Below are 19,411 nucleotides of genomic sequence, written 5' to 3'. Positions count from 1 at the left end.
ATGTCCAATCGCAGAGATTTCTTTCGTGCAGCAAGTGCTGCTGCTCTTGGTGCTGCCGCGGTGAGCCGCGTGGGCGCCGCGTCGCTGCCCGAGGCGGTGTACCAGACCTCGCCGACGATGCAAAAGCCGCTCGTTCCCAGCACGGGCCGTCCCTACAACCCAGTGGCGACGCTCAACGGTTGGTCCCTGCCCTGGCGCATGAACAGCGGCGTCAAGGAGTTCCACCTGATTGCAGAGCCGGTTGTCCGGGAGTTCGCTCCCGGGATGAAGGCAAACCTCTGGGGCTACAACGGCTCAAGCCCCGGCCCGACCATCGAGGCGGTCGAAGGAGACCGGGTCCGCATCTTCGTGACCAACAAGCTGCCAGAGCACACGACGGTGCACTGGCACGGCATCCTGCTGCCATCCGGCATGGACGGAGTCGGAGGTCTCACGCAACCCCACATTCCGCCGGGCAAGACCTTTGTGTACGAATTCACCTTGCTGCGCTCCGGCACGCACATGTACCACCCTCACGCGGACGAGATGACCCAGATGGCGATGGGAATGATGGGCATGTTCATCATTCATCCGAAGGACCCGAGCCAGATGAAGGTCGACCGCGACTTCGTCTTTCTTCTCTCTTCCTACGACATCGAACCCGGAAGCGCGACGCCGCGAACCGCGGAGATGACGGACTTCAACATGTGGACGTGGAACAGCCGCGTGTTCCCAGGCATCGACCCACTCGTGTGCCGAACCGGCGACAGGGTGCGCGTCCGGGTCGGGAACCTGACGATGACGAATCATCCGATCCACATGCATGGCCCGCACTTCGTGGTGACCGGCACCGACGGCGGCTGGGTACCTCCACCTGCCCGCTGGCCGGAAGTGACGACCGACATCGCGGTCGGGCAGATGCGCGCCTTCGAGTTCGATGCGCTGGCCGGCGACTGGGCCATCCATTGCCACAAGTCCCATCACACGATGAATGCAATGGGTCACGACGTGCCCAACATGATTGGCGTGAACCTCCGCGGGATCGCCGAACGCATCGCGAACCTCGTGCCGGACTACATGGTCATGGGCGACAAGGGCATGGCCGACATGGGTTCGATGGAGATGCCACTTCCCGACAACACCCTGCCGATGATGAGCGGCACCGGGCCTTTTGGCCCGATCGAGATGGGCGGGATGTTCAGCGTGGTGAAGGTGCGTGACAACGTGAAGCCGGGCGACTACAGGGACCCCGGTTGGTACAAGCACGCGCAGGGAACCGTTGCCCGCGAATACACGGGCCCGGTCCAACAACCTTCCCGAGCGCCGTCGCCCAGCGCCGACGGCAACACCATCAACGTGCGCAAGCCAGCTGGCGGCCACAACCACTGACCAGAGGCAACTCAATGAACATCAAGGCTGCCTTCATGGCAATCACCACTTTCGTGAGCGTGTCCGGCGCGTTCGCACATGGAAACGAAGACCACCCGGCCGCCGCTCGAACCTTCGACGCGAGCAAAGTCCAGGATACCGCGTTCGGCCGCGAGGGCGACCCGGCCAAGGCCACTCGGACCATGGGTGTCGACTTGGCCGACACGATGCGTTTCTCGCCTTCGGCAATCACAGTCAAGCGCGGCGAAACCGTGAAGATCGTGGCCACCAACAGGGGGCGCTTGCTTCACGAAATCGTTATCGGCACTCCGGATGAGTTGAGCAAGCATGCCGACATGATGAGGAAATTCCCCGGGATGGAGCACGACGCGCCCTACATGGCACACGTGAAGCCGGGCGGCCGCGGGGAAGTCGTCTGGCAGTTCACCAAGGCCGGCGAATTCCAGTTTGCCTGCCTCGTTCCTGGCCATTTCGAGGCCGGCATGGTGGGCAAGGTGACTGTCAAATGACGCCCGACACCCCACGTCCTGCAGGAGACAGGATGAAGTTCAGTCACGTCCTCGCTGCCGCGGCGCTGGCCACCGCTCTAGGGGCGCATGCACAGACCGCCCCGCAGTCGAGCGCCGACCATGCAAGCCATCACACGACGGCGAGCGCAGCGCCGCAAAGCCAAGGCGAAGTCCGAAAAGTCGACAGGGAACAAGGCAAGGTAACCCTTCGCCACGGCCCCCTGCTCAACCTCGACATGCCGGCAATGACGATGGTGTTCAAGGCGGCCGACCCGACGTTGCTTGGAGGCCTCAAGGAGGGCGACAAGGTCCAGTTCACTGCGGAAAAAGTCAACGGCGTGTTCGTCGTTACAGCAATCCAGGAGGCCGACTGATGGGTGCCGGGGGAGAATGCCGCGGTGCCTGGCGCTCCCCCGGCATTGGCGCGAATCCCGTTGCGAAACCCATGCTTGCTGACTACAGTTCCAGCATGCTTCGGCAGATTGTCTTCTTGCTGATCCTCTTGAGCGCCCTGTGCAGGCCGTACGCCTTGGCTGGGCAGATGCCTTCCGACGCTTGGCGGGCAGAGACGACCTCACACCTGGCCCTGCACGCTCAGAAAAAGGCCCACCACCACCACGAGGATGGCTCGATCTCGGTCGACGAATCGGGAGAATCGGTCAAGCACGTCGCCATGGACGGGGCCACCGGCGCCGTGGCCGACTTCTCTTTGAATCCCCTCAGGTACTTCGTTTCTCTCTCTTCGGCTCCGCGCGACGCCGAACAGCGGCCCGCCCCTGAGCCGCTTCTGCCTCGCTTGAGGCGCCCTCCAAAATCCGCTGCCTGAAGTGCAGCCATGAAACTGCACCCCTGAGCTCTGGACGCGCTGCGCCCCTTCGCCCTGGGGCAAGCGCGGCCGGTGCGCACGACGCCTGAGCTTGCTGGTTTGGGCGGCAGACGCGCATCGTCTTCGCGCCCGTCGCGCCTGCAGTTGACTCGAATCGTCAACCTGCCAAGCGGCAGTGCGCTCCCGCAACCGAAGCATCGACCGGCTCAGTGCATTGCCTTGCATCGTCCGGCACGAAGCGATTCGAGGCGAGCACGAGCTCGCTTCCTTCGGTGAACTGGCTTGTCCATCTTTGCTTCAAGAGGAGAAAGCGGCTCATGGCCAACTCCAGCCCGACACAGCTTGTCCGGAATTTTCTAGAAGGCCCCCTCACACGGCCATCGCTCATGCAATGGCGACAAAGGCAGTTCTTGTCCCGGCAAGGTTTTGCTTCCTACTTCGGCACATTCGCATCGTTTGCCGAGGCTCGACATTTCTTGCCGCCCTCGCGTGAGTTTGATGAAGAGGCCTTGACAGCGGAATACGTTTCGGTACGGACCAGGAAAATCTTCACGTACGACTATCCAGTTCTGTGGTGGCTGTCTTCTGCCTTCGGATCAGGCTCGAGCAGTATTCTCGACATTGGCGGGTCTGTCGGCGTCCACCACTACGCTTATCGGCAATGGCTGCAGATGCCGGAAGACCTGCGGTGGTCCGTTGTGGAAGTCCCGGAGGTAGTTCGTGTCGGGCGACGCTTGGCAGAAGCGCAAGCGGCCCGGGCGTTGAGCTTTTCCACCGACCTGCCGGAGACGGTATCTCGCACGGAGGCGGACATCTGGATCGCAGCCGGGTCCCTCCAGTATCTGGAGACCCCCCCTTTGCGGATCTGCTTCGCCAGGCTCGAAGGCAGCCCAGGCACATTCTCCTCAACAAGTTGCCGCTGTATGACGGCGAGGATTTCGTCACGGCTCAAAACCTCGGCGATTCCTGCTTCGCGCCTGTGCACATCTTCAACCGCGCGCGTTTCGTCGAGTCCATATTGGCGCAGGGCTACGTCCTGAGAGACGAATGGGCCGTGTTCGAGCGGGCCTTTTATCTCCCGGGCCATGCGCAACGGAGTTTCCCTTGCTTTGCTGGCCTGTACTTCACGGTCGAGCCATGAGTTCGCATCCTTCGCCTGATTGCCCGAACGGCATTGAATCTGAACCCCATGAGCTGCCGGCGCTCAAAGAGCCACTCCTCCCTTCTTGGCCAAACCCTCCATGGACAGCTTGCAGACACTGCAGTCGCTCGGAATCTCGCTCCCGAGCCCGGCCTACATCATTGGCGCCGTCCTGTTCGGCCTCATTGGCATTGCGGTCTATCGCCATGGAAAGCGGGCCGGCCGTGTGCGAAGCAAATGGCTTGGCGTTGCCCTGATGCTCTATCCCTACGCAATCCCGCAGACCTGGTTGCTGTACGTCGTTGGCGCGGCCCTGTGCGTAGGTGTCTTCTTCGACCATCGATCCTGACCGGGACCAGGAGGCGCGACTAGCCCCGAGCGCGGTGCCCCACCTGAAAATCGTTGCGCCCGCTGCGGTCCACCCCGCGCAGCAGCCACAGCGGACGCTGCGCGAAATTGACGGCCACGCCGGTCTTGCCGTCGGAGGGCCGCAGGTCGCGCTCGAACACCGAGGTGGCCGGCATGTAGCGCAGCGCCACGCCGGTGCGGCGCTTGGCCGAAGTGTTGGCAGCCGCGCCATGGATCATGTAGACGTCGTGCAGCGACATCTGGCCCGGCTGCAGTTCCAGGTCCACCGCCTGCGCCTCGTCGAAGGTGCCGTCGGCCATGCGCTGGTTCAGCGTGAGGTCGGTGCGGTGCTCATGCAGATGCGGGTGCAGCACCTGGCCCACGTGCGAGCGCGGGATGACGCGCAGGCAGCCGTTCTCTGTCGTCGACTCCTCCAGCGCCACCCACACGGTGCAGTTGGCCAGCGGGCGGATGGGCCAGTAGTGGCCGTCCTGGTGCCAGGGCGTCTCGAAGCCTTCGGCGGGCGGCTTGCAGAACACGTGGCACCCCCAGAGGATCACGTCCTCGCCGATGACGCCCGAGACCAGCTCGACGATCTCCGGGTCGCGCGCCAGTTCGAGGAACTGCGCGCTGCCCTTCACGCCCTCGCCGTTGTCGCCCTCGATGTGCGCCGAGACCAGTTTCTCGGGCCGCACGCCGGGGTTGTCGGCGATGAGCGCATCCAGCGCCGCGCGCATCGATGCGACGCGCGCGGGCGGCAGGCGGAACTGCGGGATGACCCAGCCCTCCGATTCGTACTGGCGGACTTCATCGGCGGACAGGCGGGCCATGGCAATGCTCCTGCTTCAACGACTGGGAGGAGCCCTCATGGTGCCACGTAGTCCGACACCACCTTCCACTTGCCGTCCTGGATCTGCGAGAGACGCGACAGGTCGCTTCCCAGGCGCTTGGTGGGGGAGTAGGTGGCCTTGGCGCTGCCGAACATGTCGGGCTCGTAGGTCATGCTGTCCATCACCTTGATGAAGCTGTCGGTGCCGAGGTTGGCGCCGGCCTTCTGCGCCGCCGCCGCGAAGGACTGGATGATCGAATAGCCGTATACCGAGAACACCGTCGGGTCTTCGTTGAACTTGGTCTTGTACTTGTTGGCCCAGAAGCGGATGGGCTGCGACTGCTCGTCGGTGTAGGGGTTCTGCACCGTCATGGTGGCGTACACGCCGTCCATGGCCTTGCCGCCCAGCTTGTGGATGAGGTCGGTGTAGGCCGCGCTGGAACCCAGGAAGGTCGGGTTGAAGCCGGTCTTGCGGGCCTCGCCCACCGTGCCGATGGTCTCGCGGATGATGGTGCCCAGCACCACCATGTCGCAGTTGGCTGCCTTCATCTTCGCGACCTGAGAGCTGAAGTCGGTGGCACCGCGCTTGTACGAGGTCTTCTCCACCAGCTCCATGCCGGTGGTCTTCATGCCGGCCTCGGCGCCACGCAGCACTTCGAGGCCGAACTCGTCGTCCTGGTAGATGGCGCACACGCGCTTGGCGCTCTTGTCCTTCACCATCTTGGGCAGGGCCAGGCGGATCTGGTCGTAGTAGGTGGCGGCGAAGGAGTACTTGAGCTTGTGGAAAGGCTCGTACATCTCGCGCGCGGCGGTGATGGGGAAGAAGTTGATCACGTTCTTCTCGAACTGGACCGGCATGGCCGCCATGTTCTGCGCCGTGCCGATGTGGCCGGCCATGATGAAGATCTTGTCCTGGTTGACCAGCTTCTGCGCCGCCAGCACCGCCTTCTTGGGGTCGTAGCCCGAGTCTTCCACGTAGAGCTTGAGCTTGCGGCCGTTGATGCCGCCCTGCTCGTTGATCTCGTCCACCGCCAGCTGCATGCCGTTGCGCGACTGCTTGCCGAAGCCGGCCAGCGGACCCGACAGGTCCTGGATGGTGCCGACGCGGATCTCGTCCTTGCTCACGCCCTGCTGCGCGAAGGCCGAGCCAGCGCCCGCCACCGCCGCGGCGGCGAGCGCGAGCACCCAGAGGTTGTTGAGCTTCATCTTCTTCGTCATGCGTGTCTCCTCGTTGCTGGATGGATGGTTGCCGTTGAACAGATGAAAGGGGTGGCGCAGCTCAGGCGGCGTACATCGCCTCGATGCGCGGCGCGTACTTGGTCTGCACCAGCTGGCGCTTGAGCTTCATGGTGGGTGTGAGCTCCTCGTCCTCGGCGCTCAGCTGGGTCTCGAGCAGGAAGAACTTCTTGATATGCTCCACACGTGCGAACTTGGCATTGACACGGTCGACCTCGCCCTGGATCAGGTCCTGCACCTCCTGGGCGCGGGTGAGGCTCTCGTAGTTGCTGAAGGGCACGTCGTGGTCCTGCGCGTATTTCTCGACGTTCTCCTGGTCGATCATGATGATGACCGTGAGGTACGGGCGCTTGTCGCCGATGACCACCGCATCGGTGACGTAAGGGCTGAACTTGAGTTCGTTCTCCAGCTCGCTGGGGGTGATGTTCTTTCCGCCCGCGGTGATGATGATGTCTTTCATGCGGTCGGTGATACGCAGGAAACCCTCATCGTCGATGCCGCCCACGTCGCCGGTGTGCAGCCAGCCCTCGGCGTCGATGGTCTCGGCCGTCTTCTCGGGCAGGTGCAGGTAGCCCATGAACACGTTGGGCCCGCGCACCAGGATCTCGCCGGTGGCCTCGTCGATGCGCACTTCGTTGTAGCCGGCCGCCTGGCCGATGGAGCCGGGCTTGATGCGCTGCACCGGCATGCCGGTGGCGGCGCCGCAGGTCTCGGTCATGCCCCAGACCTCCAGCATGGGCACGCCCAGCGACAAGTACCACTTGACCAGTTCCGGCGAGATCGGCGCCGCCCCCGTCACGAGGAAACGCGCGCGGTGGATGCCGATGAGCTTGCGCACGTTGTCCAGCGCCAGCGCCCGCGCCACGCGGAACTTGAATCGCAGGCCCGCGCCGACGCTTTCGCCGGCCATCACCCGGGTGGCGATCTGCTCGCCAACGCCGATGCTCCAGGCGTAGGCGGCCTGCTGGACCTTGCTGGCTTCCTTCAACGAGATCATCACGCCCGAGTAGAACTTCTCCCACACCCGCGGCACGGCAGTGAACACGGTGGGCGCGATCTCGCGCACGTTCTCGGGCACCGTCTCGGGGTTTTCGACGAAGTTGAGGATGGAGCCGGTGTAGAGCGCAAAGTACTCGCCTCCCATGCGCTCGGCGATGTGGCACAGCGGCAGGAAGCACATGCGCTCGTCGCGCTCGTCCTGGGCGACCAGCGTGTTGTAGCCGCGCACGGTGAACACCAGCCCCGCATGGCTGTGCATGGCGCCCTTGGGCTTGCCGGTGGTGCCCGAGGTGTAGACCAGGATGGCCAGGTCCTCGGCCCGGCATTGCGCGACACGCTCTTCGATCTCGTTCGGATGAGCGGCCAGGTATTCGCGGCCGAGCCCTCGCAGCGCAGCGAGGCTCATCACGTCCGGGTCCTGGAAGCCGCGCAGCCCCTCCATGTCGAAGACCACGATCTTGCGCAGCAATGGCAGCCGCGCGCGCACTTCCAGCGCCTTGTCGAGCTGCTCGTCGTCTTCCACGAAGAGCACCCGCGACTGCGAGTCCTCGCACAGGTAGTGCACCTGCGAAGAAGCGTCGGTGGGGTAGATGCCGTTGGACACGCCCGCGCAACTGAGCACCGCCAGGTCGGCCAGCACCCATTCGACCACCGTGTTCGACAGGATGGACACGCAGTCGCCGCGCGCCAAGCCCAGGGCCAGCAGGCCGCCGCCGATCTCGCGAACGGCCTCGCCGGTCTGCTTCCAGGTCCAGGCGCGCCAGATGCCCAGCTTCTTCTGCCGCATCCACACCTGCTCGCCACGCTGGTTCACGCCGTTCCAGAACATTGCGGGAATGGTCTCGCCGGCCAGCCCGACGTCGGTGCGCGGCTGGATGTGCTGGGTGTCCCACAGGCCTTTCATGGTGTCGTTCCTCCTTGCTGCGGCCTTCAGCGCCAGGTTTTCTTCTTCTTCCAGCGCCGCTCTCCGCGCACGCCTTCGTCCTTCATGCCGAGGTAGAACTCCTTGATGTCCTCCTTCTCGCGCAGGCGATCGCAGCTGTCTTCCAGCACGATGCGGCCGTTCTCCAGCACGTAGCCGTAGTCGGAGGCATTGAGCGCCATGTTGGCGTTCTGCTCGACCAGCAGGATGGTGGTGCCGCGCTCGCGGTTGATGCGCACCACGATCTCGAAGATCTCCTTGGTGAGCTTGGGCGACAGGCCCAGGCTGGGCTCGTCCAGCAGGATGAGCTGCGGCGCGGCCATGATGGCGCGCGAGATGGCCAGCATCTGCTGCTGCCCGCCCGAGAGCAGCCCGGCTTCCTGCCCGGCCCGCTCGCGCAGGATGGGGAAGTAGGCGAACACGGTCTCCATGTCGCGCCCAACCTCGTCGCGGTTGCTGCGCGTGTAGGCGCCCATCAGCAGGTTGTCGCGCACCGACAGCAGCGGAAACACCTCGCGCCCCTCGGGCACGTGGGACAGGCCCTGCTGCACGATGAAGGACGGGTCCTTGGCAGTGATGCTGCGGCCCTTGAACTCCACGCTGCCCTTGCGCGGGTCGATGATGCCGGAGATGGTCTTGAGGATGGTGGTCTTGCCGGCGCCGTTGGAGCCCAGCACGGTGGCGATCTCGCCGGGGCGCACCTTCAGGCTGACGCCGCGGATGGCCTTGATGGGGCCGTAGGCGCTTTCGACGTTCTGCAGCTGGAGGATGGCTTCACTCATGCTGCCCTGCGCAGGTTGCTCACGTCATCCACCGTGCCCAGGTACGCCTCCACCACCTTGGCATCCGACTGCACCTCGCGCGGCGTGCCGGTGGCCAGCACCTCGCCCTGGTTCATCGCCAGCACCCGGTCCGACACGCGCGACACCAGCGACATGTCGTGCTCCACCATCAGCACCGAGATGCCCAGCTCGTGCTGGATATCCTGGATCCAGAAGGCCATGTCGGCCGTCTCCTCCACGTTGAGGCCCGACGAGGGTTCATCGAGCAGCAGCAGCTTGGGCTCGGTGCAAAGCGCGCGCGCCAGCTCCACCACCTTGCGCACGCCATAGGGCAGGCCGGCCACCATCGAGTCGCGGTGATGCTGCAGGTCCAGCAGGTCGATCACCTGCTCCGCCTTCTCGCGCGCCGCGATCTCGGCGCGCCGCGTGGCGCCGGTGAAGAAGATCTCGCTCCACAACCCCGTCTGCCGGTGCACGTGCCGCCCGATCAGCAGGTTGTGCAGCACCGTCGCGTGCTCGAACAGCTCGATGTTCTGGAAAGTGCGCGCAATGCCCAGCGCCGCGATCGAGTGCGGCGCCAGCTGAGTCAGGGCGATGGGCTGCGGCCCGCCGTGCCAGGTGATGCTGCCGGTGGTCGGGTTGTAGATGCGGCTGATGAGATTGAACACCGTCGTCTTGCCCGCGCCGTTGGGCCCGATGAGCGTGAAAACCTCGCCGCGCCGCACGTCGAAGCTGACCTTGTTCACGGCCAGCACGCCGCCGAAGCGCACGCTCAGGTCCTGGGCTGAAAGAAGGACTTCGTCGCTCATCTCAGCCGGTCCGACTTGGTGAAGGACTTCTGGCGCTTGAACAGGCCGCGCCGGTAGAAGGGAAAGAGCTGAAGCCAGGTGCGCACCTTCAGCCAGCGCCCGTAGATGCCCAGCGGCTCGAAGAGCACGAACGCGATCAGCACCAGCCCGTACACCAGGCCCTGCAGGCCGGGCGCCTGGCCGATCACCGGGGGCAGCCAGTCCTTGGACATGGAGATGAGCTGCGGCATCGAGATGAGGAAGATCGCGCCCAGGAAGGCGCCGTGCACCGAGCCCAGCCCGCCGATCACCACCAGCAGCAGCAGGTCGATGGACTGCAGGATGTTGAACTGGTCCGGCGAGATGAAGCTCAGCTTGTGCGCATACAGCGCCCCGCCCAGGCCGGCCAGCGCGGCCGAGATCGCGAAGGACATCGTCTTGTAGCGCGCCAGGTGGATGCCCATGCTCTGCGCCGAGATCTCGGAGTCGCGGATGGCGACGAAGGCCCTGCCGGTGGGCGAGCGCAGCAGGTTCAGGATGGCCAGGGTGCACAGCACCGCCAGCACCAGGCACACGAAATAGAAGCCGTTGCCGCTGCCCAGCTCCCAGCCGAAGACCTGCGCCGGCTTCACGTGCAGGCCGGCATTGCCGCCGGTGACCTTCTCCCAGCGCGCGAACACCTCTTCCACGATGAAGCCGAAGGACAGCGTGGCGATGCCCAGGTAGATGCCCTTGAGGCGCAGCGCCGGCAGCGCCACCAGCACGCCCACCGCCGCCGACAGCGCCGCGGCACCCACCATCGCGATCGGAAAAGGCAGGCCCATGTTGGAGAGCACCGCCTGCGTGTAGGCGCCCGTGCCGAGGAAAGCCGCATGGCCGATGGAGAACTGCCCGGTGAAGCCGGCCAGCAGCATCAGCCCCAGCCCCACGATGCCGTAGATCAGCACGAAGGTCAGCTGCGCCAGCCAGTATTCGTCGATGAGCCAGGGCGCGAGCAGCAGCAGCGCGCACAAGAGGCCATACCAGAAGCGTTGGCCGCCATGCTTGGCCAGCTCGATGTCCTGCGCGTAGGTGGTCTTGAAGATGAATCGCATGGTGGGGCGTCAGACCTTCTTGCGCAGCTTCTCGCCGAACAGGCCGTTGGGCTTCACCATCAGCATGACGAGCACCACGATGTAGGGGGCGGTGTCCTTGAAGCCGTCGGGCAGGTAGAAGCCGGCCATGGACTCCACCACGCCGATCACCAGCCCGCCCACGATGGCGCCGGGCAGGCTGCCGAAGCCGCCCACCACCGCGGCCGGGAAGGCCTTGAGCCCGATGAAGCCCATGTTGGCGTGCACGAAGGTGATGGGCGCCAGCAGCATGCCGGCGATGGCCGCGACCGCGGCGGCCAGGCCCCACACCAGGCTGTTGAGGCGCTTGACCGGGATGCCCATGTAGTAGGCGGCCAGCTGGTTCTGCGACGAGGCCTGCATCGCGATGCCCAGCTTGCTGTAGCGGAACAGCACGAAGAGCAGGCCGCAGAGGATGGCCGTGGCCACCACGATCACCACCTGCTCCACATTGAGCACCAGCGCGCCGAGCTTCCACACCTCGTCCTTGTAGGGCACGGGCAGGGTGTGCGTCTCGGTTCCGATGCCCGGCACCATGGTGATCACGCCGCGCATCACGTAGCCGATGCCGATGGTGAGCATCACGATGGCGAACTGCGGCTGGCCCAGCACCGGCCGGATCACCACCAGTTCCAGCAGCACGCCCAGCAGCGCCATCACCAGCACCGCGAGCAACGCGGCCAGCCAGAACGGCAAGCCGAAGAAGGTCATGGCGGCCAGCGCGCAGAAGGCGCCCAGCATCATCAGCTCGCCCTGGGCGAAGCTCACGGTCTCGGTGGCCTTGTAGATGAGCACGAAGCCCAGCGCGATCAGGCCGTAGATGCAGCCTTGCGCGATGCCGGACAGCAGAAGCTGGAGGACTTGCAAATGCCTGGCCCTTAGAAGAAGCAGTCAGTGGAAGGAGCTCGCATGCCGGGTTCTTTCACACCTTGTGTCTTCTAGTGGCGGATGGCGCGTGCGCTGCCGGCAGCTTCGTCGTCGTGGAGCGCCAGGCGACGCGAGCCGGCGAGGATCTCGCTGGGCCGCAGGCCGTAGACCTGGCGGATCGAATGGCTGAAATGGGTGGCGTCGGGGTAGCCGGCATCAAGCGCGATGTCGGTGAGCGTGCTGGACTGGCGCACATGGCGCAGCAGGCTGCGCGCCCGCTTCCAGGCGCGGAAGCTGCGAAAGGGCAGGCCCACTTCGTCCTTGAACAGATGCAGGAAGCGCGAGAAGGACAGGTGAACCCAGCCGGCGCATTCCTGCGCCGAGGCGCTCTGCGCCGGGTCCGCGTTGATGCGCTCGATCACACGGGCGATGCGCGCGTCCAGCGTGCGCGCGGGCAGCGGCTGGCCGAAGAAGAGCAGGTCGAAATCGAAGCCATCGAAGGACTCGCGCCCCGAGGCGGCCAGCAGCCGCGCATGCATGGCCCGCACGCGCGCGACGAACTCGGGCGCGTCGACCCGGCCGCACTGCTTCAAGAAGTCGGGCAGGCGGTCGGGGTCGACCGACTCGGTTTCGATCAGGAGGTTGAGCACCAGGGGCTTGGCGCTTTCCACGCGGTGCGGCACCTGCGGCGGCACCACCAGCAGCTCGCCGCTTTGCCAGGCGCCGCCGCCGATGCACACGCGGATCGGGTCGGCCGAGGAGGTCGAGACGTACACGCCCCAGCCACCCAAAGCGCGCGCGCCCACGGGGCCCAGGAGGCCCGCGTAGAAAACACGTTGCGTCGTCAGCCACATCAGGCGGTCGCCGGCCTTGACGGACGGCGGCGCCATGCCCTCTTCCCGCATGCTGTCTCCTGTGGGTTGCGAAGTCGGCGCGCCCGTGCACGGGTCATTGGCGCTTCGCGTTGGCGGCATGGTAGCGGCGGAGGCGCGCATCACTTCGCGGGGACTTTCCCTAGTTCACCCAGCAGCGCCGCGGGGACATTCAGCGGCATGTCGAGCAGCAGCTGTGCCATGCCCTTGCCCAGCGGGTCCAGCCGAGGCGAGCGCGGCCCGCCGCCGGCCAGCGCCTGGTGCAGCATGAAGTTGATACCGGCGATGCCTGGCAGGTGGAAGCGCTCCACCGGGCCCTTGACCAGGTGCGACAGCCACTGCCCGACCGCCTCGGGCGTGAGCAGCTGCCAAAGCAGCGGCAGCCATTCGGCGCGCCGCGCGACCAGGCCGATGTTGGCGATGTCGCCCTTGTCTCCGCTGCGGCCCCAGGCGAGGTCGACGAGGCGCACTTCGCGCATCGGCTCGTTGGCCGGCCATTGGATCGGCAGCGGTGGCGGCAAGGATGAAGCGGGCACCAGCGAGGTGCCCGATGGGACGGCGATCGGAAGCGGCGCCTCGCCATCGAGTGCCACCTGCACCTGCACTGCACGCTTGTCGATGAAGAAGGCAAAGGGCTTGACCAGCGGCGACACGCCGGGACGCCCCGCGCCCGGCCCGGTGGTGCCCGGCGCCCACGAGGTGCCGGCGGGCGCCACCTCGCGAGCGAAGATCTCCAGCGCCTGGCGCGAGGCATGGTCCACCACCAAACGCATCATCACTTCGCGCGAGCCGGCCGTGGCGGAGCGCGGGCCGTACAGCACCTCGGTGCCAATCACTTCGACATGAGTGGCGCGGTAGTCCGCCAGCCCCTTCCGGGCAAAGATGCGCCGCGTGCGCGCAAGGATCGCCTCGGCCGTGCGGCGCGCCTTGGCCGCCGCGTCGAAGCCGACGATGACCAGGCTGCCGGCGCAGCGCCAGCCGTCCTGCGCGGTGGCCGACACCTTGTAGTGCGGCCCCGGCGCGCGGCCGCGGGCGCCGTGCACGCGCACGAGGTCCTCGGCTTCCTGCTCGACGCGCACCTCGCGGAAGTCGCAGGCCACGTCCGGCAGCAGGTAGCTGGCCGGGTCGCCGATCTCGTAGAGCATCTGCTCGGCCACCGCAGCACGAAGCACACGGCCACCGGTGCCGGGAGGCTTGGTGATCGAGAAGCTGCCGTCTTGCCGACACAGCGCGATGGGGTAGCCGATGTCGTCCCAGCCGGGGATGCTGTCCCAGTCGGTGTGCAGCCCGCCGGTGGCCTGGCAACCGCATTCGATGATGTGGCCGGCCAGGCTGCCGCCGGCCAGGCGGTCCCAGTCGTCCTCTGCCCAGCCGAACTCGTGCATCAGCGGACCCAGCGTGACGGCGCTGTCCACGCAGCGGCCGGTGATCACCACCTGCGCGCCGGCCGCGAGCGCATCGCGCACGGCGATGGCGCCCAGGTAGGCGTTGGCGCTGACCATGCGCTCGGGCAAGGGCTCGCCGCTGCCCAGGTCGCACACGCCGGCGGCGCGCAGTGCGGGCAGCTGGGCGCTGACATCGTCGCCGGTCACCACGGCGACGCGCACCGCCACGCCCAGTTCGGCGGCCAGTGCGCGCAGCGCCTGCGCGCAGCCCTCGGGATGAATGCCGCCCGCGTTGCTGACGATGCGAATGCCCTTGGCCAGTGCGTCGGCGAGCACGTCGCGCATGGCGATGTCGACGAAGTCGGTGGCATAGCCCATCTCGGGCTTGCGCAGGCGTGCGGCGGCCAGCACGGCCATGGTGGTCTCGGCCAGGTAGTCGAAGACCAGGTAGTCGATCTGGCCGTGGCGCACCAGCTGGCGCGGGCCTTCGCTGCTGTCGCCCCAGAAGCCGGAGGCGCCGCCGATGCGCACGGTCTTGCTGCTGTTCGAAGGGGCTGGCTCGCTCATCGCACTAGCCTAGGGCGAGCGCGCGGCGCGGGCTTGCGGAAAGTGGCTAGGGCGCGGAAGGCGCAGTGGGCGCGAAAGGCACGAACAGCGGCGGCATGCGCACCCGCACGCCGCTGGCCACCGCGCGCGCCTGCAGGTCCAGCATGGCCGCGCCGAAATCGTCGAAGAGGTAGGGCATGGCCAGCAGCGGTTCGTCCAGCGGGCGCCAGAAGTCGTCCCAGTGGATGGGCACCACCTGCTTCGCGCCCACGGCCTGCACGGTCTCCTTCCAGTAGGCGCTGCGATAGGCCTCGTCCTTGCGGCCCAGGGTGCCGGTGCCCAGGAACACGGTGTCCGCGTGCAGGCCTGCCAGGGCGCCGGGGACGAAGCCGGCGCTGCCCTGCACCAGCCAGCTGCCGCCGCCGTCGTGGCTGACGTGCAGCGACCACACCTGCCCCTCGCGCCAGGCCGACACGCGCCGCGGCGGCACCAGGTCGGCCTCGATGTTCTCCACCGAGTGGCCGTCGCTGTAGGGCGTGGGGCTGTGGCGGCCGGCGATGAAGCGCAGCGTGAACCGGCCCAGCCGCACCGTCTGGCCGGGCGAGACCTCTTGCATCTGTTCTGGCGAAAGACCCAGGCCGCCGCCGATGTGCAAGGTGGACGCGGAGCCGATCAGCTTCGCGCCGGTGCGCTTGGCCACCACCGGTGAATCCATGGCGTGGTCGTAGTGCGAATGCACCGGCACGACGGCCGCGAGGCGCGTCACGCCCATGCGGCGCAGCGCATCGTCGATGCGCGCGGCGTCGGGGCCGATGGGCATGGCCAGGGTGGTCCAGAAGCCGGGGCGCGAGAAGAAGCCGTCGGTCATCCAGGCGGTCTCGCCGTCGTCGAAGAGCAGCGTGGCCACGCCGCCGAATCGAACCCGCACGGCGCCGGGCGCCGCGCCCGCCTCGGGCAGGGTCAGGCCGGCATAGGGCTCGAGCGGCGGATGCCTGTGGAGCTGCACCAGCGCAAAGGCGAGCGCCAGCACCAGGACGCCCAGCAGCAGCGCAGCGATGAACCGCAAGGCGCGCCGCATGGAGGCTCAGGCGGTGCGCGGCTTGATGCGGCTGGCCGCCTGCCGCGCCCGGTTGCGCGCGGCGTCGATGTCCGCCGCATGCGCCAGCGCCACGCCCATGCGGCGCTTGACGAAGCTCTCGGGCTTGCCGAACAGGCGCACGTCCACGCCGGGCACCTGCAGCGCCTGCTCCACGCCATCGAAGACGATGCCCTGGGCATCCACGCCGCCATAGACCACCGCGCTCGCGCCGGGGCTCTTGAGGCTGGTGTCCACCGGCAGGCCGAGGATGGCGCGGGCGTGCAGCTCGAATTCGTTGAGCCACTGGGTGGCCATGGTGACCATGCCGGTGTCGTGCGGACGCGGGCTCACTTCGCTGAACCACACCTGCTCGCCCTTGACGAAGAGCTCCACGCCGAACAGGCCCTGGCCGCCCAGGTCGGCCGTCACGGCTTGCGCGATGGCCTGCGCCTTCTGCAGCGCGGCCGGGGCCATGGGATGCGGCTGCCAGCTCTCGACGTAGTCGCCGCTGACCTGCAGGTGGCCGATGGGCTCGCAGAAGTGCGTCTGCACCTGGCCGTCCTCGCCCAGGGCACGCACGGTGAGCAGGGTGATCTCGTAGTCGAAGTCGATGAAGCCCTCGACGATCACGCGGCCATGGCTCACGCGGCCGCCGGCCATGGCGTAGTCCCAGGCCTTCTTGACGTCGTCGGGGCCGTCGATCTTGCTCTGGCCCTTGCCGGAGCTGCTCATCACCGGCTTCACCACGCAGGGATAGCCGATTCCGCCATCGATGGCGGCCTGCAGCTCTTCCAGCGAGTCGCAGAACTTGTACGGGCTGGTGGCCAGGCCCAGTGTCTCGGCGGCGAGACGGCGGATGCCCTCTCGGTCCATGGTGAGGCGCGCGGCGCGCGCGGTAGGAATGACGCGCACCACGCCGGCGTCTTCCAGCTGCTGCAGCATGGGCGTCGCGATGGCCTCGATCTCGGGCACGACCAGCATCGGCTTCTCGGCTTCGATCAGGGCCTTGAGCTGCTCGGGGTCGCTCATGGTGATGGTGCGAGCGTGGTGTGCCACCTGCTGGCCGGGGGCGTTCTCGTAGCGGTCGACCGCGATGGTCTCCACGCCCAGGCGCTGAAGGGCGATCAGCACTTCCTTGCCGAGTTCGCCGGAGCCCAGGAGCATGACGCGGGTTGCCGAGGGAGAGAGGGGGGTGCCGAGGGTGGTCATGCCGGCGACTTTACGACGTTCTGCGGATCCCTCGAGAAATGGCCGAGCCCTCAATAGACGCCGTTGATCCAGGTGCGACCTTTGACTTTTTCCCGGGCCCATTCAGCGATCTCTTCCGGCTTCGGCATCGAGCCGAAAGGTCGCAAGCTGCAAGACTGTTGTTTGCCTAAAGCAGGCGATTTCGAAGCTGAATGAAGGAGATCGCGACCAAGGAATGCACAAGGACGAGCCCGATGGTCAGCAGACCCCATCAAACTGGACCACGAGGGCGGATTGAAGAGCGAAGGCGACCAGTCCGAAGACTGTGAGAGGGCCAAGAATGAACATGCCAATCATGAGACTATGGCCCAAGTCGTAAGCACAGGCGTCCAGCTCGGACATGGACCGCGATATGGAGCGCAGGTGTTCGTAAAAGTTGTGCAAAGCCAGCCGTAAAGGTGATGAAGCACTAGCAAGCTAGGAATGCCGAGTAAAGCGAAGGCGGTTGCTACCGCGAGCCGACGAATCGTTTCATCTCCCAAAAGAGGATGGTTTTCGAGTTCGCCGCAAAACGGCACAACTGCTCGACTATCACCAGACTAGGGAAACCCAACAGCGCAACCAAGGGGAAGATGCCTCTTGCCAGTGGCAGGCCGGGCAGCCGCATCAAGAAGATTCCCCATGCGACTGGCATCGCGGCGTAGACCCCCAAGGAGACAGCCTTCAGTTGAGCGGGGCAGGATTCACGGCATACGTTCGTGTTGAACGCGACTTCAAGAGCATGAGGCACCAAGTCGAACAAGTGCCGAACAAGAGCCAGAGAACGAATATGAAGGCCCTACGCATGCTCTACTTAACCTCAAAGAAAGGAATCAGCTTCGATTCTCGGTGGTCGGAATAAGCTGGTCGCGCGTCGCCGTGGTATGCGGAGAGATTGCCTGGGGGCGCACGAACGCTTTGCGACTAGGAGATGCGAATGCCAAGTTGAATAAGTAGCGATGCGACCACGGAATGACCCAGCACGAGGACCACGACAAGTGAAGCCCATTGAATCATTCTGCGCGGGCGATGCGCACACAAGAAAGCCGTCGCGGCGAACACAGCGGAAGGGCCCAAATAGAAGGCTCCGATCGCCAGACTTCGCAGGAAGTCGGCGTCACAGCTGTCGAGGTCTGGGCAGGGGCCCTTGTAGCGAGCGCAAAGAACTGAAAACGTATTGCAAAACCAACCGTAAAGCTGTTCGAATACCAGAAGACTGGGAAAGCCTAGCAGGAGAAAGAGTCCCGCAATCGAGAGCCTTCGAATCACTTGACCTCCCAGAAAAGGATGACCTTCGATTCCGCAAGATCTGACCAACCCATCGGCAATTCTGGGACGAATCGACTCATGCCCAACCACCGGCCGATGGACGCTGGACTTAGGGTCATCCGAGAGCCATTCCAAAGGTCGATGTGTCCTCCGCTCGCATCGGCCGCAGACTCGCCGGCCCGAATCCAATACCCGTCGAACATGATGATTCCAGTCCTGCCCTTGACCTTGGACTCCCAATCCTTGCCCGTGATGTTTTCCGGCCGGGGCGGCAAGCCGCAGAACGGCTGCTTGCTGAGCCATGAGCCCATCTGATCAGCGCGCGTCGCCGTGTACTTGCCATTGAGCAGAATCCTGCCGAAGACGTTGCCCGGCTTCACGGTGACGTGGGTCGGCGTGTAGGACTTCATCTCCACACCTAACTTGTGAAGCGTGGCGCTCATCCGGATGGCGCACTGATTGCCGTAGCCCAGTGGAACCTCACCCGTCTTCGCGTCACGAAATGGATTCCCCGTGACGTAGGCATCCCACAACTGTGCAAAGGTCACCTCCTCCACATTGATGCGGCAAACAGAATCCTTCACCGCGTTCGTCGGCACCACGGCTTGCATTGCCAGCTTCTTGGTCAATGCGCCGAGCTCCCTGCTTGCGCCAAGGCCTCGTCACCCAGTAGACCTCGAAATCGTGAGGCGACTCGATGCGAGGCAGCAGACCCCCTGCTTGAGTCTTTCCAGCGAACGTTCTGCCGTCGGCCGTCTTGATGAAATAGGGCACGCCTTCCATAGATTGACCTACAAGGCGCGGCATCTCATCTAGCACAGCCTGGGCAGGCCCTGGCGCAGCTACCTCGATCCATTGGCCATCGGCGTTCTGGAAGAAGCTTGCCGGCGCCAGGTTTCCGTTGCCGCCCCAGCCGTCGACACCATTGCATGTCGAAATAAGCGGGCATCCGCCGCTGGTCCTGTGGCCGTGGTGGGGTCTCTTTCGGCCATTGGGAAGCGTGCACTGCTCAAGGCCCTCGGCGATGACACAGTGTCTTGGACACCTCATGCGAGCCCCCTGGTAGCTGACCTCGACGCCATGGCTGACGAAGTTCGCAAGCCCCTCGTCTACAACAGCGCCGCACGCTGCCTCGTCGCCTCTGCGAATCCACCCGAGGCTACTCATCGAACACCATCCGATCCAAGGCGGGCGGTCTGAAAAGTAATGTGAGCGGTGGATTGACGGGCCCGGCGATGCCAGACGGCCCGACTCATGGTCGGTTTCATGTTTTATTCACTCCCTGCTGCAGGTGAATCCTGCGCCGT

General features: G+C 65.5%; 20 protein-coding genes and 1 pseudogene. 7 read left to right on the top strand and 14 right to left on the bottom strand.

The window, feature by feature from the left end; all coding sequences use genetic code 11:
* The 4 genes from BM345_RS25335 to BM345_RS25320 all read left to right on the top strand — a co-directional run bounded on the left by BM345_RS25335 (position 1) and on the right by BM345_RS25320 (position 2,703).
* Positions 1-1,368, top strand: coding sequence for a multicopper oxidase family protein (locus BM345_RS25335; RefSeq protein ID WP_093385343.1), 1,368 nt, complete (start codon positions 1-3; stop codon positions 1,366-1,368).
* Positions 1,369-1,382: 14 nt separating this feature from the next.
* Entirely contained in the window at positions 1,383-1,877 is a 495-nt protein-coding gene (locus tag BM345_RS25330) for a cupredoxin domain-containing protein (RefSeq protein ID WP_093385341.1), read from the top strand.
* Positions 1,874-2,251: a copper-binding protein gene (locus tag BM345_RS25325; protein ID WP_254790008.1), complete on the top strand. Its 378-nt coding sequence runs from the start codon at positions 1,874-1,876 to the stop codon at positions 2,249-2,251. The genes BM345_RS25330 and BM345_RS25325 overlap by 4 nt, the downstream gene beginning before the upstream one ends.
* A gap of 71 nt (positions 2,252-2,322) precedes the next feature.
* The gene (locus tag BM345_RS25320; protein WP_139237611.1) at positions 2,323-2,703 is read left to right on the top strand and encodes a hypothetical protein; all 381 of its coding nucleotides are present in this window, start codon (positions 2,323-2,325) and stop codon (positions 2,701-2,703) included.
* 157 nt (positions 2,704-2,860) lie between these two features.
* Here BM345_RS25320 and BM345_RS30295 read toward each other — a convergent pair whose 3' ends face one another.
* Positions 2,861-3,022, bottom strand: a complete 162-nt coding sequence (locus BM345_RS30295) for a hypothetical protein (protein ID WP_175545145.1) — start codon at positions 3,020-3,022, stop codon at positions 2,861-2,863.
* On the opposite strand from BM345_RS30295, the pseudogene BM345_RS30890 reads away from it, so the two are divergent.
* The 3 genes and pseudogenes from BM345_RS30890 to BM345_RS25310 form a co-directional block, all read left to right on the top strand.
* Positions 3,021-3,548: pseudogene (locus tag BM345_RS30890) on the top strand (methyltransferase, TIGR04325 family); the annotation flags it as partial. The gene BM345_RS30295 and the pseudogene BM345_RS30890 sit on opposite strands and share 2 nt — an antisense overlap.
* Positions 3,549-3,616: 68 nt before the next feature.
* The gene (locus BM345_RS30685) at positions 3,617-3,844 is read left to right on the top strand and encodes a class I SAM-dependent methyltransferase (RefSeq protein WP_254790006.1); all 228 of its coding nucleotides are present in this window, start codon (positions 3,617-3,619) and stop codon (positions 3,842-3,844) included.
* Positions 3,845-3,944: 100 nt separating this feature from the next.
* A complete protein-coding gene (locus BM345_RS25310; RefSeq protein ID WP_093385331.1) occupies positions 3,945-4,193 on the top strand; it encodes a hypothetical protein in 249 nt (82 codons plus the stop codon).
* A 19-nt stretch (positions 4,194-4,212) separates the two neighbouring features.
* On the opposite strand, the gene BM345_RS25305 is transcribed toward BM345_RS25310, so the two are convergent.
* The 13 genes from BM345_RS25305 to BM345_RS25245 all read right to left on the bottom strand — a co-directional run bounded on the left by BM345_RS25305 (position 4,213) and on the right by BM345_RS25245 (position 18,715).
* Positions 4,213-5,022 (bottom strand): phytanoyl-CoA dioxygenase family protein, encoded by an 810-nt coding sequence (locus tag BM345_RS25305; protein WP_093385328.1) that lies wholly within the window; start codon positions 5,020-5,022, stop codon positions 4,213-4,215.
* Between the two features lie 35 nt (positions 5,023-5,057).
* Positions 5,058-6,227 carry an ABC transporter substrate-binding protein gene (locus BM345_RS25300; protein WP_093385410.1) on the bottom strand — a complete coding sequence of 390 codons (1,170 nt, stop codon included), beginning with the start codon at positions 6,225-6,227 and terminating at the stop codon, positions 5,058-5,060.
* Between the two features lie 73 nt (positions 6,228-6,300).
* Entirely contained in the window at positions 6,301-8,160 is a 1,860-nt protein-coding gene (locus BM345_RS25295) for an AMP-dependent synthetase/ligase (RefSeq protein WP_093385326.1), read from the bottom strand.
* Positions 8,161-8,186: 26 nt separating this feature from the next.
* Positions 8,187-8,960, bottom strand: a complete 774-nt coding sequence (locus tag BM345_RS25290) for an ABC transporter ATP-binding protein (protein ID WP_093385324.1) — start codon at positions 8,958-8,960, stop codon at positions 8,187-8,189.
* Entirely contained in the window at positions 8,957-9,769 is an 813-nt protein-coding gene (locus tag BM345_RS25285) for an ABC transporter ATP-binding protein (RefSeq protein WP_093385322.1), read from the bottom strand. The genes BM345_RS25290 and BM345_RS25285 overlap by 4 nt, the downstream gene beginning before the upstream one ends.
* Positions 9,766-10,842, bottom strand: a complete 1,077-nt coding sequence (locus tag BM345_RS25280; protein ID WP_093385319.1) for a branched-chain amino acid ABC transporter permease — start codon at positions 10,840-10,842, stop codon at positions 9,766-9,768. Before BM345_RS25280 ends, BM345_RS25285 begins: the two co-directional genes overlap by 4 nt.
* Positions 10,843-10,851: 9 nt before the next feature.
* Positions 10,852-11,727 carry a branched-chain amino acid ABC transporter permease gene (locus tag BM345_RS25275; protein ID WP_093385317.1) on the bottom strand — a complete coding sequence of 292 codons (876 nt, stop codon included), beginning with the start codon at positions 11,725-11,727 and terminating at the stop codon, positions 10,852-10,854.
* 71 nt (positions 11,728-11,798) lie between these two features.
* A complete protein-coding gene (locus BM345_RS25270) occupies positions 11,799-12,632 on the bottom strand; it encodes a helix-turn-helix domain-containing protein (protein WP_093385314.1) in 834 nt (277 codons plus the stop codon).
* A gap of 89 nt (positions 12,633-12,721) precedes the next feature.
* Complete coding sequence (locus tag BM345_RS25265) at positions 12,722-14,551, bottom strand: acyclic terpene utilization AtuA family protein (protein WP_093385312.1); 1,830 nt, start codon at positions 14,549-14,551, stop codon at positions 12,722-12,724.
* A gap of 46 nt (positions 14,552-14,597) precedes the next feature.
* Positions 14,598-15,608: an MBL fold metallo-hydrolase gene (locus BM345_RS25260; protein WP_139237610.1), complete on the bottom strand. Its 1,011-nt coding sequence runs from the start codon at positions 15,606-15,608 to the stop codon at positions 14,598-14,600.
* 6 nt (positions 15,609-15,614) lie between these two features.
* On the bottom strand, positions 15,615-16,817 hold the full coding sequence (purT, locus tag BM345_RS25255; RefSeq protein ID WP_093385309.1) for a formate-dependent phosphoribosylglycinamide formyltransferase: 1,203 nt from the start codon (positions 16,815-16,817) through the stop codon (positions 15,615-15,617).
* Between the two features lie 487 nt (positions 16,818-17,304).
* Positions 17,305-17,598: a hypothetical protein gene (locus BM345_RS25250; protein WP_139237609.1), complete on the bottom strand. Its 294-nt coding sequence runs from the start codon at positions 17,596-17,598 to the stop codon at positions 17,305-17,307.
* Between the two features lie 502 nt (positions 17,599-18,100).
* Positions 18,101-18,715, bottom strand: a complete 615-nt coding sequence (locus tag BM345_RS25245) for a type VI secretion system amidase effector protein Tae4 (protein ID WP_093385304.1) — start codon at positions 18,713-18,715, stop codon at positions 18,101-18,103.
* Positions 18,716-19,411: the final 696 nt, after the last annotated feature.

Origin of the sequence: Variovorax sp. OV329, from assembly GCF_900114785.1 — a bacterium.
GTDB lineage: Bacteria > Pseudomonadota > Gammaproteobacteria > Burkholderiales > Burkholderiaceae_C > Variovorax.
This window is presented reverse-complemented; position numbering and strand designations above follow the sequence as displayed.